Annotated in this window: 19 protein-coding genes and 1 pseudogene; 9 read left to right on the top strand and 11 right to left on the bottom strand. The window is 62.5% G+C overall.

All coding sequences use genetic code 11. The features are described from left to right. Positions 1-3 precede the first annotated feature (3 nt). The 4 genes from ABMA32_RS09335 to ABMA32_RS09320 all read left to right on the top strand — a co-directional run bounded on the left by ABMA32_RS09335 (position 4) and on the right by ABMA32_RS09320 (position 2,834). Positions 4-615, top strand: coding sequence for a glutathione S-transferase (locus ABMA32_RS09335; RefSeq protein ID WP_349014698.1), 612 nt, complete (start codon positions 4-6; stop codon positions 613-615). After that, entirely contained in the window at positions 616-1,263 is a 648-nt protein-coding gene (locus tag ABMA32_RS09330) for a uracil-DNA glycosylase family protein (protein WP_349013502.1), read from the top strand. Between the two features lie 90 nt (positions 1,264-1,353). Further along, on the top strand, positions 1,354-1,848 hold the full coding sequence (locus ABMA32_RS09325) for an Lrp/AsnC family transcriptional regulator (RefSeq protein WP_349013501.1): 495 nt from the start codon (positions 1,354-1,356) through the stop codon (positions 1,846-1,848). Positions 1,849-2,066: 218 nt separating this feature from the next. Next, positions 2,067-2,834, top strand: coding sequence for a hypothetical protein (locus ABMA32_RS09320; protein WP_349013500.1), 768 nt, complete (start codon positions 2,067-2,069; stop codon positions 2,832-2,834). 49 nt (positions 2,835-2,883) lie between these two features. Here ABMA32_RS09320 and ABMA32_RS09315 read toward each other — a convergent pair whose 3' ends face one another. From ABMA32_RS09315 to moaA, 9 genes and pseudogenes are all read right to left on the bottom strand, one after another. After that, complete coding sequence (locus ABMA32_RS09315) at positions 2,884-3,753, bottom strand: NAD(P)-dependent oxidoreductase (RefSeq protein ID WP_349013499.1); 870 nt, start codon at positions 3,751-3,753, stop codon at positions 2,884-2,886. Between the two features lie 79 nt (positions 3,754-3,832). Further along, on the bottom strand, positions 3,833-4,654 hold the full coding sequence (locus ABMA32_RS09310; protein ID WP_349013498.1) for an ABC transporter permease: 822 nt from the start codon (positions 4,652-4,654) through the stop codon (positions 3,833-3,835). Continuing rightward, complete coding sequence (locus ABMA32_RS09305; RefSeq protein ID WP_349013497.1) at positions 4,651-5,364, bottom strand: ABC transporter permease; 714 nt, start codon at positions 5,362-5,364, stop codon at positions 4,651-4,653. Before ABMA32_RS09305 ends, ABMA32_RS09310 begins: the two co-directional genes overlap by 4 nt. 69 nt (positions 5,365-5,433) lie before the next feature. Beyond that, positions 5,434-6,132: pseudogene (locus ABMA32_RS09300) on the bottom strand (ABC transporter substrate-binding protein); the annotation flags it as partial. A gap of 469 nt (positions 6,133-6,601) precedes the next feature. Continuing rightward, positions 6,602-7,114 carry a molybdopterin-guanine dinucleotide biosynthesis protein B gene (gene mobB / locus ABMA32_RS09295; RefSeq protein WP_349013496.1) on the bottom strand — a complete coding sequence of 171 codons (513 nt, stop codon included), beginning with the start codon at positions 7,112-7,114 and terminating at the stop codon, positions 6,602-6,604. Continuing rightward, positions 7,111-7,752 (bottom strand): molybdenum cofactor guanylyltransferase MobA, encoded by a 642-nt coding sequence (gene mobA / locus ABMA32_RS09290; protein ID WP_349013495.1) that lies wholly within the window; start codon positions 7,750-7,752, stop codon positions 7,111-7,113. Before mobA ends, mobB begins: the two co-directional genes overlap by 4 nt. Continuing rightward, on the bottom strand, positions 7,749-8,951 hold the full coding sequence (locus ABMA32_RS09285) for a multidrug effflux MFS transporter (protein ID WP_349013494.1): 1,203 nt from the start codon (positions 8,949-8,951) through the stop codon (positions 7,749-7,751). The genes mobA and ABMA32_RS09285 overlap by 4 nt, the downstream gene beginning before the upstream one ends. After that, complete coding sequence (locus ABMA32_RS09280) at positions 8,951-9,871, bottom strand: DMT family transporter (RefSeq protein WP_349013493.1); 921 nt, start codon at positions 9,869-9,871, stop codon at positions 8,951-8,953. The genes ABMA32_RS09285 and ABMA32_RS09280 overlap by 1 nt, the downstream gene beginning before the upstream one ends. A gap of 84 nt (positions 9,872-9,955) precedes the next feature. Next, positions 9,956-10,951, bottom strand: a complete 996-nt coding sequence (gene moaA / locus ABMA32_RS09275; RefSeq protein ID WP_349013492.1) for a GTP 3',8-cyclase MoaA — start codon at positions 10,949-10,951, stop codon at positions 9,956-9,958. Positions 10,952-11,094: 143 nt separating this feature from the next. Here moaA and ABMA32_RS09270 point away from each other — a divergent pair, with 143 nt between their 5' ends. Both ABMA32_RS09270 and ABMA32_RS09265 read left to right on the top strand, forming a co-directional pair. Next, positions 11,095-11,445: a gamma-butyrobetaine hydroxylase family protein gene (locus ABMA32_RS09270; protein ID WP_349013491.1), complete on the top strand. Its 351-nt coding sequence runs from the start codon at positions 11,095-11,097 to the stop codon at positions 11,443-11,445. A gap of 77 nt (positions 11,446-11,522) precedes the next feature. Beyond that, positions 11,523-12,383 carry a protein-methionine-sulfoxide reductase heme-binding subunit MsrQ gene (locus ABMA32_RS09265; protein WP_349013490.1) on the top strand — a complete coding sequence of 287 codons (861 nt, stop codon included), beginning with the start codon at positions 11,523-11,525 and terminating at the stop codon, positions 12,381-12,383. Here the strand turns inward: ABMA32_RS09265 and ABMA32_RS09260 are convergent. Continuing rightward, a complete protein-coding gene (locus tag ABMA32_RS09260; RefSeq protein ID WP_349013489.1) occupies positions 12,373-12,846 on the bottom strand; it encodes a MarR family winged helix-turn-helix transcriptional regulator in 474 nt (157 codons plus the stop codon). The two genes, ABMA32_RS09265 and ABMA32_RS09260, sit on opposite strands and share 11 nt — an antisense overlap. 260 nt (positions 12,847-13,106) lie before the next feature. On the opposite strand from ABMA32_RS09260, the gene ABMA32_RS09255 reads away from it, so the two are divergent. Together ABMA32_RS09255 and ABMA32_RS09250 are read left to right on the top strand one after the other, a co-directional pair. Continuing rightward, positions 13,107-13,652, top strand: coding sequence for a hypothetical protein (locus tag ABMA32_RS09255; protein ID WP_349013488.1), 546 nt, complete (start codon positions 13,107-13,109; stop codon positions 13,650-13,652). A gap of 105 nt (positions 13,653-13,757) precedes the next feature. Next, positions 13,758-15,635 carry an ABC-F family ATP-binding cassette domain-containing protein gene (locus ABMA32_RS09250; RefSeq protein ID WP_349013487.1) on the top strand — a complete coding sequence of 626 codons (1,878 nt, stop codon included), beginning with the start codon at positions 13,758-13,760 and terminating at the stop codon, positions 15,633-15,635. 41 nt (positions 15,636-15,676) lie between these two features. Here ABMA32_RS09250 and ABMA32_RS09245 read toward each other — a convergent pair whose 3' ends face one another. Beyond that, entirely contained in the window at positions 15,677-16,309 is a 633-nt protein-coding gene (locus ABMA32_RS09245) for an FMN-binding negative transcriptional regulator (RefSeq protein ID WP_349013486.1), read from the bottom strand. 146 nt (positions 16,310-16,455) lie between these two features. Between ABMA32_RS09245 and ABMA32_RS09240 the strand changes: the two genes are divergently transcribed. Beyond that, the gene (locus tag ABMA32_RS09240) at positions 16,456-16,785 is read left to right on the top strand and encodes a DUF2200 domain-containing protein (protein ID WP_349014696.1); all 330 of its coding nucleotides are present in this window, start codon (positions 16,456-16,458) and stop codon (positions 16,783-16,785) included. The last annotated feature ends 12 nt before the right edge of the window (positions 16,786-16,797 follow it).

The raw sequence follows: 16,797 nt of genomic DNA, 5'->3' as shown, positions 1-16,797 counted from the left end.
ATGATGAAGCTGTTTGACGGGGGCAGGGCGCCCAACCCGCGCCGCGTAAGGATTTTCCTGGCAGAGAAGGGCATCGCCGTGCCTCTCGTACCCGTCGATATGGGTGCGATGGAGCATCGCGGCGATACCTTGACCTCCCGCAACCCCCTCGCGCGCCTTCCGGTGCTCGAACTCGACGACGGCACCGTGCTAACCGAATCCGTCGCGATCTGCCGCTATTTCGAGGAACTGCAGCCGGAGCCGGTGCTGTTCGGGCGCGGTGCGCTCGGCAAGGCGCAGGTGGAGATGTGGCAGCGCCGGCTTGAGCTCAACCTCTTCTTTCCTGTCGCCCAGGCCTTTCGCCATATCCATCCCGCGATGCGCGAGTGGGAGGTTCCGCAGGTTCCTGAATGGGGCGAGGCGAACAAGCAGAAGGCACTCGACTTCCTCGTCCTGCTCGACGCTGAACTGGCTTTGCGGGAATTTGCCGCCGGTAACGAATTCTCCATCGCCGACATTACCGGGCTGGTCGCTCTCGACTTCATGAAGCCGGCGCGTCTTTCCGTTCCAGAGGAACTGACCAATGTCATTCGCTGGCATCAGGCGTTAAAGGCGCGTCCGAGCGCGTCCGCCTGAATGACGAGCAGCGAGCTGGACAGCGGACTGGCCGATCTGACGCAGCGGGTCCGGGCCTGCCGCATCTGCGTTGAGCATCCGATCGGTCCGCCACTCGCGCACGAGCCGCGCCCGGTCCTACGGCCATCATCCGTTGCTCGCATCCTGATCGCCAGCCAGGCGCCAGGCACGAAGGTCCATCTTTCCGGCATGCCGTTTACGGACGCCTCCGGCGATCGGCTGCGCAGTTGGCTCGGCGTCAGGAGCGACGAGTTCTACGACACCGACAACTTCGCGATCGTGCCTATGGGCTTCTGCTTTCCGGGGCAGGATGCGAAAGGCGCGGACCTTCCGCCGCGCAGGGAGTGTGCGCCCGCCTGGCGCGCGCAACTCATGGCGGCGATGCCGCAGATCGACCTCGTGCTGACGATCGGCCTCTACGCTCAGGCCTGGCACATGGGCGACGCGAGGCGGCCATCTCTCACCGAAACGGTCATGAACTGGCGCGAGGTTTTTGCTGCGTCGTCCCGGCCGCTCGTGCTGCCGCTGCCGCATCCTTCGTGGCGCAACACCGGCTGGCTGAAGAAGAATCTCTGGTTTGAAATGGAATTGCTGCCATTTCTGAAATCGGAAATCCGCCGTCGCATCCGCCAGAACCGAGGCACGTAATACTCGTCAATCAGTTTTCGGGAAGAATTTTTTTCTTGTTAGCGGACGCTGAAGTCGGGAGAATGCGTAAAATTTTCCACGGAGCTTCCTATGGACCGCCTCGACCGAAAAATCCTGCGCCTGCTGCAGGAAGACGCCACGCTCGCCGTCGCAGACGTGGCGAAGAAGGTGGGGCTGTCGACCACGCCGTGCTGGAGGCGCATCCAGAAGCTTGAGGAGGAGGGCGTCATCCGTCGTCGGGTCGCAATCCTCGACCCCGAAAAGATCAATGCGCGCGTCACCGTCTTCGTCTCGATCCGGACGAATTCGCACAGTCACGAATGGCTGCGGCGCTTCTCCGAGGTCATCCAGGAGTTCCCTGAAGTCATCGAATTCTACCGCATGAGCGGCGACGTGGATTACCTGCTGCGTGTGGTGGTGCCCGACATCGGCGCCTACGACGCCTTCTACAAGCGCCTGATCTCTAAGATCGAAATACGCGACGTGTCGTCCTCCTTCGCCATGGAGCAGATCAAGTACACGACCGAGCTGCCGCTCGACTACATGATCGTCGACAAGGAGAGTAGCGCCAGCGCCGGAAGCTGATCGTGCTTGATCGGCTGCGGAAGGCAATCTTCAGAAGAGGTCTCCGACGCTTCGGAAATCCACGGTCGCTCCTGTGGTCCAAGGGGATAGGTGACCTCTGCGATTTCGCAGGCACGCGGGCTTACCGACTTTCGCCGACCGAAAGCACGCGGGACGATGCCTTCTTTGCGGAGAACTATGCCGGAGCAGGCGGGCTTGTCTGGGTTAGGCTTGGCACCGTGTCGCGAGTGGGTCACACCTGCGATCTGGATACCTTTACCAGGGTCGTCCTGCCGACGATCGGAAAACCGTTCGTCCTGATCACCACGGACGGAGATGCGTCCGTTCCATCGGACATTCGGGTCGAGACGGTCAATGCCTTGACGGCCAGCCCTTATCTGGTTCGATGGTACACCCAGAACTGTGATGGCACCGAGCCCGAAATTCGGCCGTTTCCGATAGGCCTCGATCTGCATACCCCGCGTGCCTGGACCAGCCCGCAACAGCTGTTGCGTGTTATGAAAACCGTTCGCGAGAATGCGTTGCCTGTAGAGGAGCGCCCGCACAGGATTTTCTGTGATCTCGGACCTGCGCAGACCGGCGAGCGGCATCGTTTGAGGAACGCGCTGGAAGGTTGCGACCACGTCGATTTTCTGACGCGCCGCGTGTCGCAGGCTGAAATCTGGGAAACTTACGCCAGATATCCGCTGGTCCTCTCAACGCACGGCAACGGGCTGGACTGCCATCGCACATGGGAATTGCTCGCGCTCGGATGTATCGTCGTGACCAGGACCTCCTCGCTCGATCCGTTGTACGACGGGCTTCCAGTCGTCATCCTCGACGACTGGCAGGAGGCGCGAGACCGATCAAACACGGCGCAATGGATATCGAAGTACGCCTCGCTCACCACGGCTCCGGAGACCTTCGATCGCCTTGCCGCAACGGCATGGATCAAGCCTATGCGTGAGGAACTCGAAGCTTACGTGTCCGGTCAGGCTCGATCGTAGAGAACAAGACAACTCCGCTCCGTGTGGCTTGATCCATGTGCTTCAGGCGTTACCGCTCGAGCCGCGCCATCAGCGATGACGTATCCCAGCGGCTGCCGCCAATCTGCTGCACTTCCTTGTAGAACTGGTCCACGAGGGCCGTGACCGGTAGCTTGGCGCCGTTGCGGTCGGCTTCCTCCAGGCAGATGCCGAGGTCCTTGCGCATCCAGTCGACGGCGAATCCGAAATCGTATTTGCCCGCGATCATCGTCTTGTGGCGGTTCTCCATCTGCCACGAACCGGCCGCTCCCTTGGAGATGACCTCGACCACCTTTTCGAGGTCGAGGCCCGCCCTGCGGCCGAAATGCAGCCCCTCGGCCAGCCCCTGCACGAGGCCCGCGATGGTGATCTGATTGATCATCTTGGTAAGTTGGCCGGCGCCGGCGGGACCCATCAGACCTACCATGCGTGCGAAGGAGTCGATGACGGGCTTTGCACGCTCGAAGTCGTCCTCTTCACCGCCCACCATGACGGTCAGGACGCCGTTTTCCGCGCCGGCCTGGCCGCCTGAGACGGGCGCGTCGAGGGCGGTGAAACCGCGCTCCGCTGCCGCTGCCGCAAGCTCCCGGGCGACCTCTGCCGATGCCGTGGTGTGGTCGATATAGATCGCGCCTTTCTTCATTGTCTGGAAGCAGCCAGTTTTTCCGATTGTGACCTGGCGCAGGTCGTCGTCGTTGCCGACGCAGGTGAAGACGAAGTCTTTGCCCTCGGCGGCCTCGGCCGGCGTCTTGGCGAAGGCGCCGCCATGTTCGGCGACCCATTTCTCGGCCTTGGCGGTCGTGCGGTTGTAGACGGTGACGTCGTGGCCGCCCTTGTTCTTCAGGTGTCCGGCCATCGGATAGCCCATCACGCCCAATCCGAGAAATGCTACCGATGCCATTTTTCCGAATCCTTTCAGTCCGCTAGCCCGGCTTTCCTCGGGCGTTGAGTCAGGTTCCTAAAGTATCGAGTCAGGAATGTCAGCGCTTGAGATGGCGGGTTATGCGCCGCTCGATCCATTCGGTCGCGTAGCGGAGCGTTTCCACGATCAGCATGTAGATCACGCCCGCCCAGATATAGGCCTGGAAATCGAAGCTCGACGAATAGATGCGCCGCGTCATGCCCATCAGATCGTAGACCGTGATCAGCGTCACCACGGCCGAGCCCTTGATCATCAGGATGATCTCGTTGCCGTAGGGGCGCAGTGCCACGATCATCGCCTGCGGCAGGACGATCTTGCGCATCGTCAGCCATTTGTGCAGGCCGAGCGATGCCGCGCCCTCCCACTGACCGCGCGGCACGCTTTCGATAGCCCCGCGCAGGATTTCCGCCTGATACGCGGATGTGTTGAGCGTGAAGGCCAGAACCGCGCAGTACCAGGCTTCGCGAAAGAACCACCAGAGCCCCATGGCCTCCAGTTGTGGCCGAAACGCGCCGAAGCCGTAGTAGACGAGGAAGGCCTGCGCCAGCAGCGGCGTGCCGCGGAAGAAATAGACGTAGCCGTAGGCGAAAGCGCCAAGCAGCCTGTTATCTGACATCCGCATGTAGGCGATGGGCACCGACAAGATCGCGCCCAGCACAATCGAGATGGTGACCAGCACGATCGTTGTCAGCAGCCCGGAAAGATACCAGGGGCCGTACTTGATGAAGAAATCCGAATCCCATGACGTAAGCAGGAACCAGATCATGCCCAGTCCGGCGGCGATCCAGAGGCCGACCAGCGCGTGACCGATAATGCGGGCCCGCGTCCATCGACGGGGCAAGACGGGGGGAGGCGCCATGTCTGTGTCGACCACGCTCATCGCCTGAAATCCTGCCGCTTGACGGCTTTTTCGATCGCGCCAATCCCGAACGACGATATGATCGCCAGCGCGAGATAGATCAGCGTTACCAGCCCGAAGAACAGGAATGCCTGTTGCGTGACCCGCGAGGCGATGATGGCTTGGCGGATCGTGTCCGGAAGGCCGATTGCCGAGACAAGTGCAGTATCCTTCAGCAGGATCAGCCAAAGATTGGAAAGCCCGGGCAGGGCGATGCGGATGAGTTGCGGCAGCACGACCAGCCGCATGGTCTGGCCGTCGGTAAGCCCGATCGCGTAACCGCCTTCATACTGGCCGCGCGGAATCGCCCGGAAGGCAGACAGGAAGACTTCGCTGGCGTAGGACGAAAAGACGAACGCCAGCGCGATCATTCCCGACACGAAGGCGTTGACGTCGATGGTCGCGTCGGGCTGGAAAAGCTGGAACAGCTTCTGCAGTGCGATCTGCAGGCCGAAAAAGATGATGAAGAGCGTCAGGAGTTCGGGCAGGCCGCGGAAGATGGTCGTGTAGATGTTGCCTGCGAGCCTGAGCGAGGGCTCTTCCGAGTTCTTCGCCAGCGCGACGAGGAAGCCGATCAGCAACCCGATGGGCAGCGTGGCGAGCGCGAGCGAAACGGTGATGAAAACGCCATAGGCGATATCGTCGAGCCAGCCTTGGGGTCCCCAGGAGAGGAGGGTCCACGCACTTTGCATCAGCCGGCTCGAAACTCCTTTACATCAAACCGAAACGGCGGCCGGAGAGCCGCCGTTTCTTTTGGGGCATCAGCCGCCGTACACGTCGAAGGTGAAGTACTTGTCGTTGATTTCCTTGTACTTTCCGTTGGCGCGGATGGCGTCGATCGCTGCGTTGAACTTGTTCACCAGATCGGTTTCGCCTTTGCGTACCGCGATACCGGCGCCGGGGCCGAAGATTTCCACAGGCTGGGGCGAGGGCTGACCGAGGAGCTTGCAGCAAGCGCCATCCGGCGACTTCAGCCAGTCGTCGAGCACGCTGATGTCGTCCTCGACGGCGTCGAGACGGCCGTTGGCCAGATCGAGAAGAAACTCCTTGCTGGACGGGTACCCCTTGATGGTCGAGTCCGTGTAGGTCTTCTCGGCGTAGTTGTAGTGGGTGGTCGAGGTCGCGACGCCGACCGTCTTGCCGGCGAGCCCTTCCTTGGTAATGGCGGTGATCGTCGAGTCCTTCGGACCCGCGACCGCCGACGGGGTGTTGTAGTATTTGTTGGTGAAATCGACCTTCTCGGCGCGTTCCGGTGTGATCGACATGGAGGCGATGATCGCGTCGAACTTGCCGGCCTGCAGCGCCGGGATGATGCCGTCCCAGTCCTGCGTGACGAATTCGCAGGTCACCTTCATCTCTGCGCAGAGCGCATTGGCGATGTCGATGTCGAAGCCGACGAGTTGGCCGTCCGCCGTCAGGTTGTTGAAGGGCGGGTAAGCGCCTTCCGTGCCGATCTTCAGCGCAGTCTGCGTCGCGGCAGGGGCAGCCGGAGCCGCGCCCTGTGTATCCGGAGCAGGTGTAGCCGGAGCAGGCTCTGCGGGGGCCGGAGCAGGGGCAGGCTCTGCCGGGGCGGGTGCGGGCTCTGCGGGAGCCGGTGCGGGAGCAGGTTCAGCCGGTGCGGGAGCAGGTTCAGCCGGGGCGGGCGCGGGTTCGGCCGGTGCCGGCGCGGGAGCCGGTTCGGCTGGCTTCTGTTCCTGCGAGCAGGCGGCGAGCGTAAGCGCCAGTGCGGCAGCGGAGGCCGCCAGCGTCAAGCGTTTCATCGTAAACATGGAAAACCCCTTTATCTTCACTCATAACCGGCAGAACGCCGGCTGCGACGGCTGCGGCGTTGCCGCGCCAGTGAGGATAATCCGCCCCGTTTTCAGGAAAAAAGCAATCCCGAAGGGAGCGCGCGTCACAAAGTTATTGCGCCGGGCGATTGAAAACCGGCTAGGTTTTCGCGAGTCCGGCAGCCTTTTCGATGAAATCGGCGATTGCCTTAACGTCATTCAGGTCGAAAACGGGCAGCGTTTCACCCGGCAGGGCATGATCGGCCGCGATCGCCAGTATGGTGGGGTCGTCGGTGTTGAGCGGCCTTGTATCCTTCGCCAGCCTGCGCCGTGCCTCGATCTTGTTATGGCTCTCGCGCTTGTAGCCTTCGACGAGAACGAGGTCGCACGACGCCATGCGGGAAAGGATTTTCTCAAGGGCCGGCTCAGCCTCGTTGCGAAGCTCATGCATGAGCGCCCAGCGTCGCCCTGAAACAATAGCGACTTCGCTCGCACCGGCCTCGCGGTGGCGGAAACTGTCGGTTCCCGCCTGATCAATGTCGAAGTCGTGATGGGCGTGTTTGACGGTCGAAACCTTCCATCCGCGCCCCGAAAGCTCGGTGACCAGCCTTTCGGTGAGCGTTGTCTTGCCCGAGTTCTTCCAGCCCGTGATGCCGAACACGCGCTGCGTCATGGGGTACGAACCTTGGTCATCCTGTCGGCGCTCGCCAGATCGTCCGGTGTGTTGATGTTGAAGAACGGGTCAATGGGTCCCCCGCTGTCCGTCGAAAATGGAAACTCAACGCTCACCAATTGGTGCCGCTTCTGGAAGGCCGCCACACTGAAGGTTTCGCTTTCGGCCAGAAAGAGCCGCAGGTCTAAGGCAACCGATACTGGCCAGAGGGCGAAGACCGGATGGCTGCGACCGGCGGAAGCGGCGACCGCGATGTGGTCCGCCTGCGCCTCTGCGGCTTCGCCAAGCCGGTCCGTCAGATCGCGTGGCAGGAAGGGAGTATCGCCGGCAACCGTCAGAACTCTCGTCGCGCCAAGAGTCTCCGCCCAGACAAGCGCCGAAAGCACGCCTGCCAGCGGGCCCGTCTGGCCGCGCGGGCCGTTATCCCCCAGCACCGGTAGCCCGTAGGCGGCGAAGCGTGCCGGATCGCCGTTGGCGCTGATAGCCAGCGATTGCACCTGTGGCCGCAGCCGGTCCAGCATCCTGTCTAGGATCGGCTGGCCACCGACCGTCCTGAGCGGCTTGTCGCCGCCACCGAGGCGTCTGGCCTGCCCGCCAGCGAGGACGACGCAGGGGAAGCGTGCGGGAGCGGCGTTCATCGTCCTGCCTCCGCGCCCCGGCGTTCGGAGTAGATCATGGAGAGCGTAATGGCGCAGGCCGCCGCCGAGGACAGCAGCATCAGCCACAGCAGCGGGAAGGGACCCGATTGCGGCGTGATCAGCGCCACGGCAAGCACCGAAAGAGCAGCGCCGCCGCCGATCTGCAACGCGCCGCCGAGACCGGAGGCTGACCCCGCGAGATGCGGCTTGACACTGACGAGGCCGGCATTTGCGCTCGGGAGGGTAAGGCCGTTGCCAAGGCCGAGGAAGAAAACCGGGCCGAACAGGGAGAGGGGATGATGGACGCCTGCGTGGAAAAGCCAGAGCGAAAGCATCATGCCGAAGCACGCGAAGAGATTGCCCGAAAGCATCATGCGGTTGATGCCGAACCGCATCGCAAAGCGCCCGGACAGGAAGTTGCCAAGCATGTAGCCCAGCGAGATCACGCCGAAGTAGAAGCCATATTGGGATGGGCTCAGGTCCAGCATCTCGGTGGCAACATAGGGGCCCCCGCTGATGAACGCAAAGAAGCCGCCGGCCGTGAATGCGGCCGTCAGCGCATAGCTCCAGAATTTCTTCGAACCCAGCAGGGCTGGATACGTCTTGAACTGGGCCGCGAAACTATCGGATTTGTGGGTATTGGTTTCTCTGAGGTCGAACAGGATGATGGCGAGCGCAGCCAGGCCGAAGACGAAACTCAGCCAGAATCCCGCCTGCCAGCCGAACATCTCGTCCAGCACACCGCCGATCATGGGGCCGACCATCGGAACGACGCTCATGCCCATGGTGATGTAGCCGATCTGGCTTGCGGCCTGCACTGTTCCGACGGTGTCGCGAACGATGGCGCGCGAGATCACCATGCCCGCCGACGCAAAGGCCTGCAGCAACCGGCACAGAAGCAGCGCCTCGACCGTGGGGGCATAGACGGCCGCGACCGTTCCGACGAGGAATATGACGAAGCACGCAACGAGCACGGGCCGCCGGCCGAAGCGGTCCGACGCCGGACCGATCAGCAGCTGTAGCGCAGCCGTCGCCACCAGATAGAAGGAAACGGCCAGTTGCATGACCGCATAGTCGCTTTCGAAATGGCGCGCCATGCCGGGCAGCGATGGCAGGAAAACGTTCATGGCGAGCGGCCCGACCGCCGCCGCCATTACCAGTGTCACCAGATGCGGCGGCCTGACGCCTGTGACGGTCATCAGAGCCCGTCCACGGTCATGCCCGGGCCGACGCTTTCGGACGCGGCCTTTGAACGCCCGACGACACGTTCGCGGTAAAGCATGTAGAGCCCTGACGCGACGATGATCGCCGAGCCGACGATCATCGGGAGATCCGGAATGTCGTTGAACATCACGAAGCCGAGCAGGATCGAGAACAGAAGGCTCGTGTAGCGGAAGGGTGCGACGAAGGAGATGTCGCCGTCCCGAACCGCGTGGATGATGAACTGGTAGCCGATCAGCAGAAGCCCTGCCGCAACGGCAAGCAGCGCAAAGGTCGTTGCATCCGGCGTATTCCATCCGCCCATGGGCACGACAAGGAGACCGCCGCACAGGGTGACGGCCGCGGCCGTGGTGGTGGAGATCAATAGCGTCGGTATGCGGTCAGGGATGCGCCTCGTGGCAAGGTCGCGAACGACGCAAAAAACCACGCAGACGAGGGTTACGAGCGAATAGACGCTGAAACCGTCCAGTCCCGGTCGAACGATGATTGCAACGCCTATGAAGCCGACGATGATCGACAGCCAGCGGCGCCAGCCGACGGTCTCGCCATAAACGAGTGCCGCGCCCATTGTCACGCCGAGCGGCAGCGCCTGCAGCACGGCCGAGACGTTGGCGATGGGCAGATGCGCAAGCGCGATGAGGAACGTCACAGTCGCCAGCACCTCGCACACGACCCTCACCATGACCAGCGGTTCCAGCGCCAGCCTGAGATTGGCGAGCGCCCCCTGATGAAAGGCAAGTGCAGCGACAAAGGCGGTCGCAAACGCACCGCGAAGCAGCATCACCTGGCCCATGTTCATAGACTCGGCGATGTATTTCGTGATGGCGTCGTTCAGCGTGAAGCCCGCCATGGACACTGTCATGAACAGCGCGGCGCGCATGTTGGGTGAAAGGGGCAAGGGACTTCCTCCGCCCTTGCTCTAGCAAACGGTGGCGGGCGCGCAAACGGAAAGCTTTGGGCCAATCCGCGCTGAGTTGGGAGTTCAGCCGCCGGTGACGCTCATATGGCGCGACACGGCCGGCCGGCTGGTCCTGCGATCGATGACGAAGTCATGTCCCTTCGGCTTGCGGCCGATGGCTTCGTCGATGGCCGCTGACACTGGCTCGTTGCCTTCGGAGGCACGCAGCGGCGCGCGCAGATCGGCCGCATCCTCCTGCCCGAGGCACATGTAGAGGGTACCGGTGCAGGTGAGCCGCACCCGGTTGCAGCTTTCGCAGAAATTGTGGGTCATCGGCGTAATGAAGCCTAAGCGTCCGCCGGTTTCCTGCACATCGACATAGCGTGCAGGGCCGCCTGTCTTGTACGGGATGTCGTTCAGCGTGAACGCCTGCTCCAACTGCGCTCGAAGCAGCGACAACGGCAGATACTGCTCGGTACGGTCTTCATCAATCTCGCCCATCGGCATCGTCTCGATGACCGTCAGGTCCATGCCACGCCCGTGCGCCCAGCGCATCAGCTCGGGAATTTCGGCGTCGTTGAAACCCTTCAGGGCCACCGCGTTGATCTTGATCTTGAGTCCAGCCGCCTGCGCGGCGTCAATTCCTTCGAGCACCTTCGGCAGATTGCCCCACCGGGTGATCGCGCGAAACTTTTCCGGGTCCAGCGTGTCGAGCGATACGTTTATCCGCCTTACGCCCGCATCGGCCAGGTCTCCCGCGAATCGCGCAAGCTGGGAGCCGTTGGTCGTCAGCGTCAGTTCCTCTAGGGCACCGCTATGGAGATGACGCGATAATTCGCGGATGAGGTGCATGATGTTCTTGCGCACCAGCGGTTCGCCGCCCGTCAACCGAAGCTTCCTGACACCCTTCTCGATGAACACGCTGCACAGCCTGTCGAGTTCCTCGAGCGACAGCAGATCGCGCTTCGGCAGGAAGGCCATGTCTTCCGCCATGCAATAGGTACAGCGGAAATCGCACCGGTCGGTGACCGATACGCGCAAGTAGCTAATTGTGCGACCGAAGGGGTCGATCATGTGCATGCCTGTTCCAACTGTCCCGTTGCTGGCGGGCGCTATATACCGCCATGTGATACGATCTGGCCACCCGTTCAAGTTTTTTGCGGAAAATGGATGCCGCTGAACGACTTATGCCGTACCAAGGCGTTTGAAAACTGGATGAATCCATGAGCGCACCGAAGGAACTGAGGGTCTCGAAGGATCGCAGGACTCTCACGGTCACCTATCACGACCATGATCCGTTCGACCTTTCGGCCGAACTGTTGCGCGTCGCTTCCCCTTCCGCCGAAGTGCAGGGCCATTCGCCGGAGCAGCGCGTTACCGTGCCCGGCAAGCGAAACGTCGCCATTTCGACGATCGAGCCGGTCGGCAACTATGCGGTACGCATCGTCTTCGATGATGGCCACAGCACCGGCATCTTCACTTGGAACTATCTCCACCGGCTCGGCCACGAAAAGGATGCAGTATGGTCGGATTATCTTGCGTCGCTCGAGGCAAAAGGCCTGTCGCGAGACTGACGGTCACTACGATTTGATGCGTTCGCGGTAACAAATCTGCGTTCCAAACGTATCTGAGCGATAACCGGAACCGCCGCATGACCCCTTGGACCGATCGATCAGGCACGTTCTCTCCCCTCAAGGCCACGGTTTTCGCGGGCATATGCATGCCTGCCATCTGGATCGCGTGGCGGGCGGTCAGCGGCGACCTCGGGCCGCGACCAATAGACGAGGCCATCCTGCGCACCGGCGACTGGGCGATCCGGTTCATCTGGCTGTCGCTGGCGGTAACGCCGCTGCGCTTCATCGCCGGCTGGCCGAAACTCATCGTGGTCCGGCGAATGCTGGGCGTCGGCGCGATGTGTTACGCGCTCACGCATTTCACGCTCTATGCGCTAGACCAGCGGTTCGACCTTGCACGCATCGCCTCCGAAATCGTTCTGCGCTTCTATCTCACCATCGGCTTTGTCGCGGTTGTTGGTCTGGTCGCGCTGGGTGCCACGTCGACGGATGCCGCCATCCGGCGCCTCGGCGGCAACTGGAACCGGCTGCACAAGATCGTCTATCTGATCGCGCCGCTGGCTGCCTTCCACTTCTTCATCCAGTCAAAGGCCGATGTTTTCGAGCCGACCCTGATGGCCGGCTTCCTGTTGCTTCTCATGCTCTATCGCGTGGCGCGCTGGCGCGGTTTCGCCATCACGTCGTTTCCGGTTCTCTTGACGATCGCGGTTGTCGCAGCGCTCGGGACGGCGGCAATTGAATATGCATGGTATGCCCTTGCGACCGGGGTGCCTCCGGGCCGGGTGCTGGCCGCCAACCTGCAGTTCTCCTACTCGATCAGGCCTGCATGGTGGGTCCTTGCCACGGGTCTGGCGCTTGCGCTGGTCGCCTTGGTCCGTCCCCGGATCGGCGGGCGGCAAGCCGCTCCGCGCGGCCGCGTCAGTCGGGCTACCGCCTGACCTCGTGGTCGGGTTCGATGTCGAGGACGTCGGCCACCTTGCGCATCTGCTTGCCCAGCATCTCGCATTCGTCCAGGCTGGAGCGGCTCATGACCTTTTCGACCAAAGCGGCATGGACCTGCAGCGCTCGCACAAGCAGTTCCTCGCCCTCGTTCGTCAGGGTAAGCCTCAGGACGCGCTTGTCCTTCTCGTCGCTCTGGCGCTGCACGAGTTGCCGCTTTTCCAGTTGCGGCAGAAGCATGGTGATGTTCGAGCGTCCTACCATCAGCTTTCGTGCGAGGTCGTGCTGGGACATGGACGGATGCCGGTGGAGCGCCATCAGCACGTCGAACTGCGCCGGCTTCAGATTCAGCGGAGCCAGCGCCGCAGCGGCCGCCCGCTCTACGGCATGACACGCCCTTGTGACCGCTACCCAGTTGCGAAAGCGGGGATTGTCCCAAGGGAGGTCTGACTTATCGTTCATGCTTGAACCGTTTCGTGGCAGACAGTTAACAAACCCGAACGCGACGTCAAGGCCATCCGGCGCGCGTTTTCGTGACACTCATAGGTTGTCGGTCTGGCCGGTCCCTGAAAGTTTGAATCAAATGCCACGGTCCGTGAGAGCATCCCGAAAACCATTCTTTTCGATGCGAATGGTCGTTGTTTTCGGGAGGACTACACTTCTTGTGTCGCAGGCAGCTTGCCTCAGGTCGGCTGTCAGGCAGCAACCAGAAGGAGAGTACCTTGAGCAACCAAGCGAAGTTTTCCAAACTTTTCGCAGGCGCCGCGGTATTGGCGCTGCTTTGTGGACCAGCATCGGCGCTCGACGTCGGCGCCAGCATCGGCGGTATCAGCGCCGGGGCTTCCGTGGGAGGCAGATCGGGCGGCGGGCTCGGTGTCGGAGCCGGCGCTTCCGTCGGTGGGTCGGGCGGCGTGAATGCCGGGGTTGGCGCCTCGGTCGGCGGCACCAGCGGCGTCAGCGCCGGGGTTGGGGCCTCGGTTGGTGGCACCAGCGGCATCAACGCGGGCGTTGGCGCCAATGTCGGGAGCGGCGTCAATGTCGGTGTTGGCGTTGGCATCGGCACCCCGACGACGGGTACACCCGGTACACCCGGCACTCCCGGCACGCCAGGTGTCAACAATCCGGGCTTGCGTGGAGTTGTGGCGCAGATGTCCGACAAGGAACTGATGCGCAACAAGAAGCGCTGCAAGCAGGTGATGGGCTCAGGCCTGCAGATCGATGCCGATATCGCGGCCCTGTGCAAGCTGGTACAGATGGCCAGCCGCTAGGCTAAATGCCACGAGAATCAAAACGGCCCGCCATGCGCGGGCCGTTTTGTTTTGTGCTTGCAGCAGCTTGCGGTCGTGGCCTTTGCAGTGCAAAAGCCACCCGCCATGCTTGCTATCAATGACCTTTCGCTCCGCATCGCCGGACGCCTTCTGCTCGACCACGCGTCGCTGACACTGCCTGCCGGCACCAAGGCAGGTCTTGTCGGACGCAACGGCACCGGCAAGACCACTCTTTTCCGCGCTATCACCGGCGATCTGGGTTCCGAGACCGGCTCGGTCTCCATTCCCAAGAACACCCGCATCGGCCAGGTGGCTCAGGAAGCGCCAGGCACCGAGGAACCGCTGATCGAGATCGTGCTCAAGGCCGATGTCGAGCGCACCGCGCTGCTTGCCGAGGAGCAGACCGCCACTGACGCAAACCGTATTGCTGAAATCCATATGCGGCTTGCCGACATCGACGCGCATTCGGCCGAATCCCGCGCGGCGACGATCCTTGCCGGCCTGGGCTTCGACGACGCGGCGCAGCGGCGTCCCGCGTCGTCGTTCTCGGGCGGCTGGCGCATGCGCGTGGCGCTCGCCGCCGTGCTGTTTTCCGAACCAGACCTGCTGCTGCTCGACGAGCCGACCAACTATCTCGATCTCGAAGGCACGCTCTGGCTGGAGAATTATGTCGCGAAATACCCGCACACCGTCCTGCTCATCAGCCACGACCGCGACCTGCTCAACCGCGCGGTCAACTCGATCGTGCATCTCGATCAGAAGAAGCTGACCTTCTGGCGCGGCGGCTACGACCAGTTCGAGCGGCAGTGGTCGGAGCAGCGCGAGTTGCAGGAGAAGGGCAGGGTCAAGCAGGAGGCCGCCCGCAAGCATCTCCAGTCCTTCGTCGATCGCTTCCGCGCCAAGGCTTCCAAGGCGCGCCAGGCGCAGTCGCGCATCAAGGCGCTGGAGAAGATGAAGCCGATCGCGGCCCTCGTGGACGACACGGTGCGGCCGTTCTCGTTCCCCGAGCCAGTGAAGACTGTCGCATCTCCGATCATTGCGATTTCAGGAGCGGATGTCGGCTATGCTCCAGGCAAGCCGGTGCTCAAGAAGATGACGCTGCGCATCGACGCCGACGACCGCATCGCGCTTCTCGGCGCAAACGGCAACGGCAAGTCGACCTTCGCCAAGATGCTGGCCGGCCGGCTGAAACCCGAAAACGGCACGGTCACCGTTGCCCCCGGACTCAAGGTCGCGATGTTCGCGCAGCACCAGCTCGACGACCTCAGGCCCGAGGAAAACGCCTACGAGCATGTCCGTTGCCTGATGCCCGAAGCGCCGGAATCGAAGGTGCGCGCCCGCGTCGCGCAGTTCGGCCTCGCTACCGAGAAGATGAACACGGCCGCGAAAGACCTATCGGGCGGCGAGAAAGCTCGGTTGCTGATGGGGCTTGCCGCCTTCGAGGGGCCGAACCTCTTCATCCTCGACGAGCCGACCAACCACCTCGACATCGACAGTCGCGAGGCGTTGGTGCACGCGCTGAACGAGTTCCCCGGCGCGGTCATCCTCGTGAGCCACGATCGCCACCTGCTCGAGGCGACCGTCGACCGGCTCTGGCTGGTCAAGGACGGCGCGGTCCATCCCTATGACGGCGACCTCGACGACTACAAGACGCTGGTCACCGGCGTTTCGGGCGACCGTCGCGAGAAGCGCGAGGCGGAGAAGGCGTCCAAGGCCGACCGCCGCCGCGAGGCCGCCGCGCGCCGCGCCGCCGCCGAACCGCTGGCCAAGGAAATCCGCGCGACGGAAGCGCTGATGGACCGGCTGCGCAAGCGCATCGACACCATCGAGGACGAGCTCGCCAACCCCGCGCTGTACGAGAAGGATCCGATCAAGGCGACCCGCCTTGCCAAGGAGCGCTCCGAGCTCGGCAGTCAGCTCTCCCGTCACGAGGAAAAGTGGCTGGAGATGTCGACGGAATACGAGGAAGCCACGGCGGAGTAGGGGACGTCAGCAGCCGTTGCCAGCTCAGTCCCGCACCTCGCTCATTTCGACTGGGTCGGTATCATGGTTGCGACAAGCCGGTCGGTCGCGCGTTCGCTTTCCGCAAGCCCGGCCGCCACGCCCTCGCGATCAAGCTCGGAGCGGTTCTGGCTCATCTTGCGCTTGCCTTCGATGCGCACGATCGTCAGTCGCATCCCGACGATGCCCTTCAACTGCGACTTGATAAAGGGCTCGGGCGCATCTGTAACCGCCCAGGGTTCTTCGCGCTGTCCTTCGTGAAGGTTAGTCAGCCGCGTTACTGCCTGAAGCAGCCACGTTTCATCCTCGAAGAACTCGACGGGACCGTAGGCATGGACAGCGGCATAGTTCCATGTCGGCACCACCCTGCCGTGCTCTCGCTTGGACGCATACCAGGAGGGCGTGATGTAGGCATCCGGGCCCATAAAGATGGCAAGGGCTTCGCCGCTTGCCGCAGTCTTCCATTGAGGATTCGCCTTGGCGAGATGCCCGTAAAGCACACCTTGCTCTCCCTCCGTTTCGTCAAGGAAAAGCGGCAGCGGCGTTGCCTGCAGCCCCTCTGGCGCGGCTGTCACAAGCGTCGACAGCCGCGCCTCCCGGATGATCTGGCGCAGGATCGAGGGATCATCCTCGCGGAAGGCTGGTGGCGTGTACATGGTTCAGCATAGCAGGGCCGGTCCCTGTCGGGTAACGCAGACTGGATCAAGATTGTGGGCCAAGACGGGTGTGCATGACCTTCATTCTCTCATAGGTTCAGGGCACAAGGAGGACAGGCGTGGAGAAGAAGCACCGCATCTACACGATGAGCTTTGCCAGTGTTTACCCGCACTACTTGAGGAAGGCGGAGAAGAAGGGGCGCACAAAGGCCGCGGTCGACGAGATAATCCTCTGGCTGACCGGCTATAATCAAAAGCAACTCGATCAGCGACTTGCAGACAGTACCGACTTCGAGACGTTCTTTGCCAAGGCGCCGAAGATGAATCCTTCCCGCGCGCAGATCAAAGGCCTCATTTGCGGCGTCCGCGTCGAAGACATCGCGGAGCCGACCATGCGCGAGATACGCTATCTCGACAAGCTGATCGACGAACTGGCGAAGGGCAGGCCGATGGAGAAGATCCTGCGAGAGGCGTGAGCCTGCCTTGCC

Source organism: Mesorhizobium quangtriensis, assembly GCF_040081925.1.
Classification (GTDB): Bacteria; Pseudomonadota; Alphaproteobacteria; order Rhizobiales; family Rhizobiaceae; genus Mesorhizobium_K; species Mesorhizobium_K quangtriensis.
This window is presented reverse-complemented; position numbering and strand designations above follow the sequence as displayed.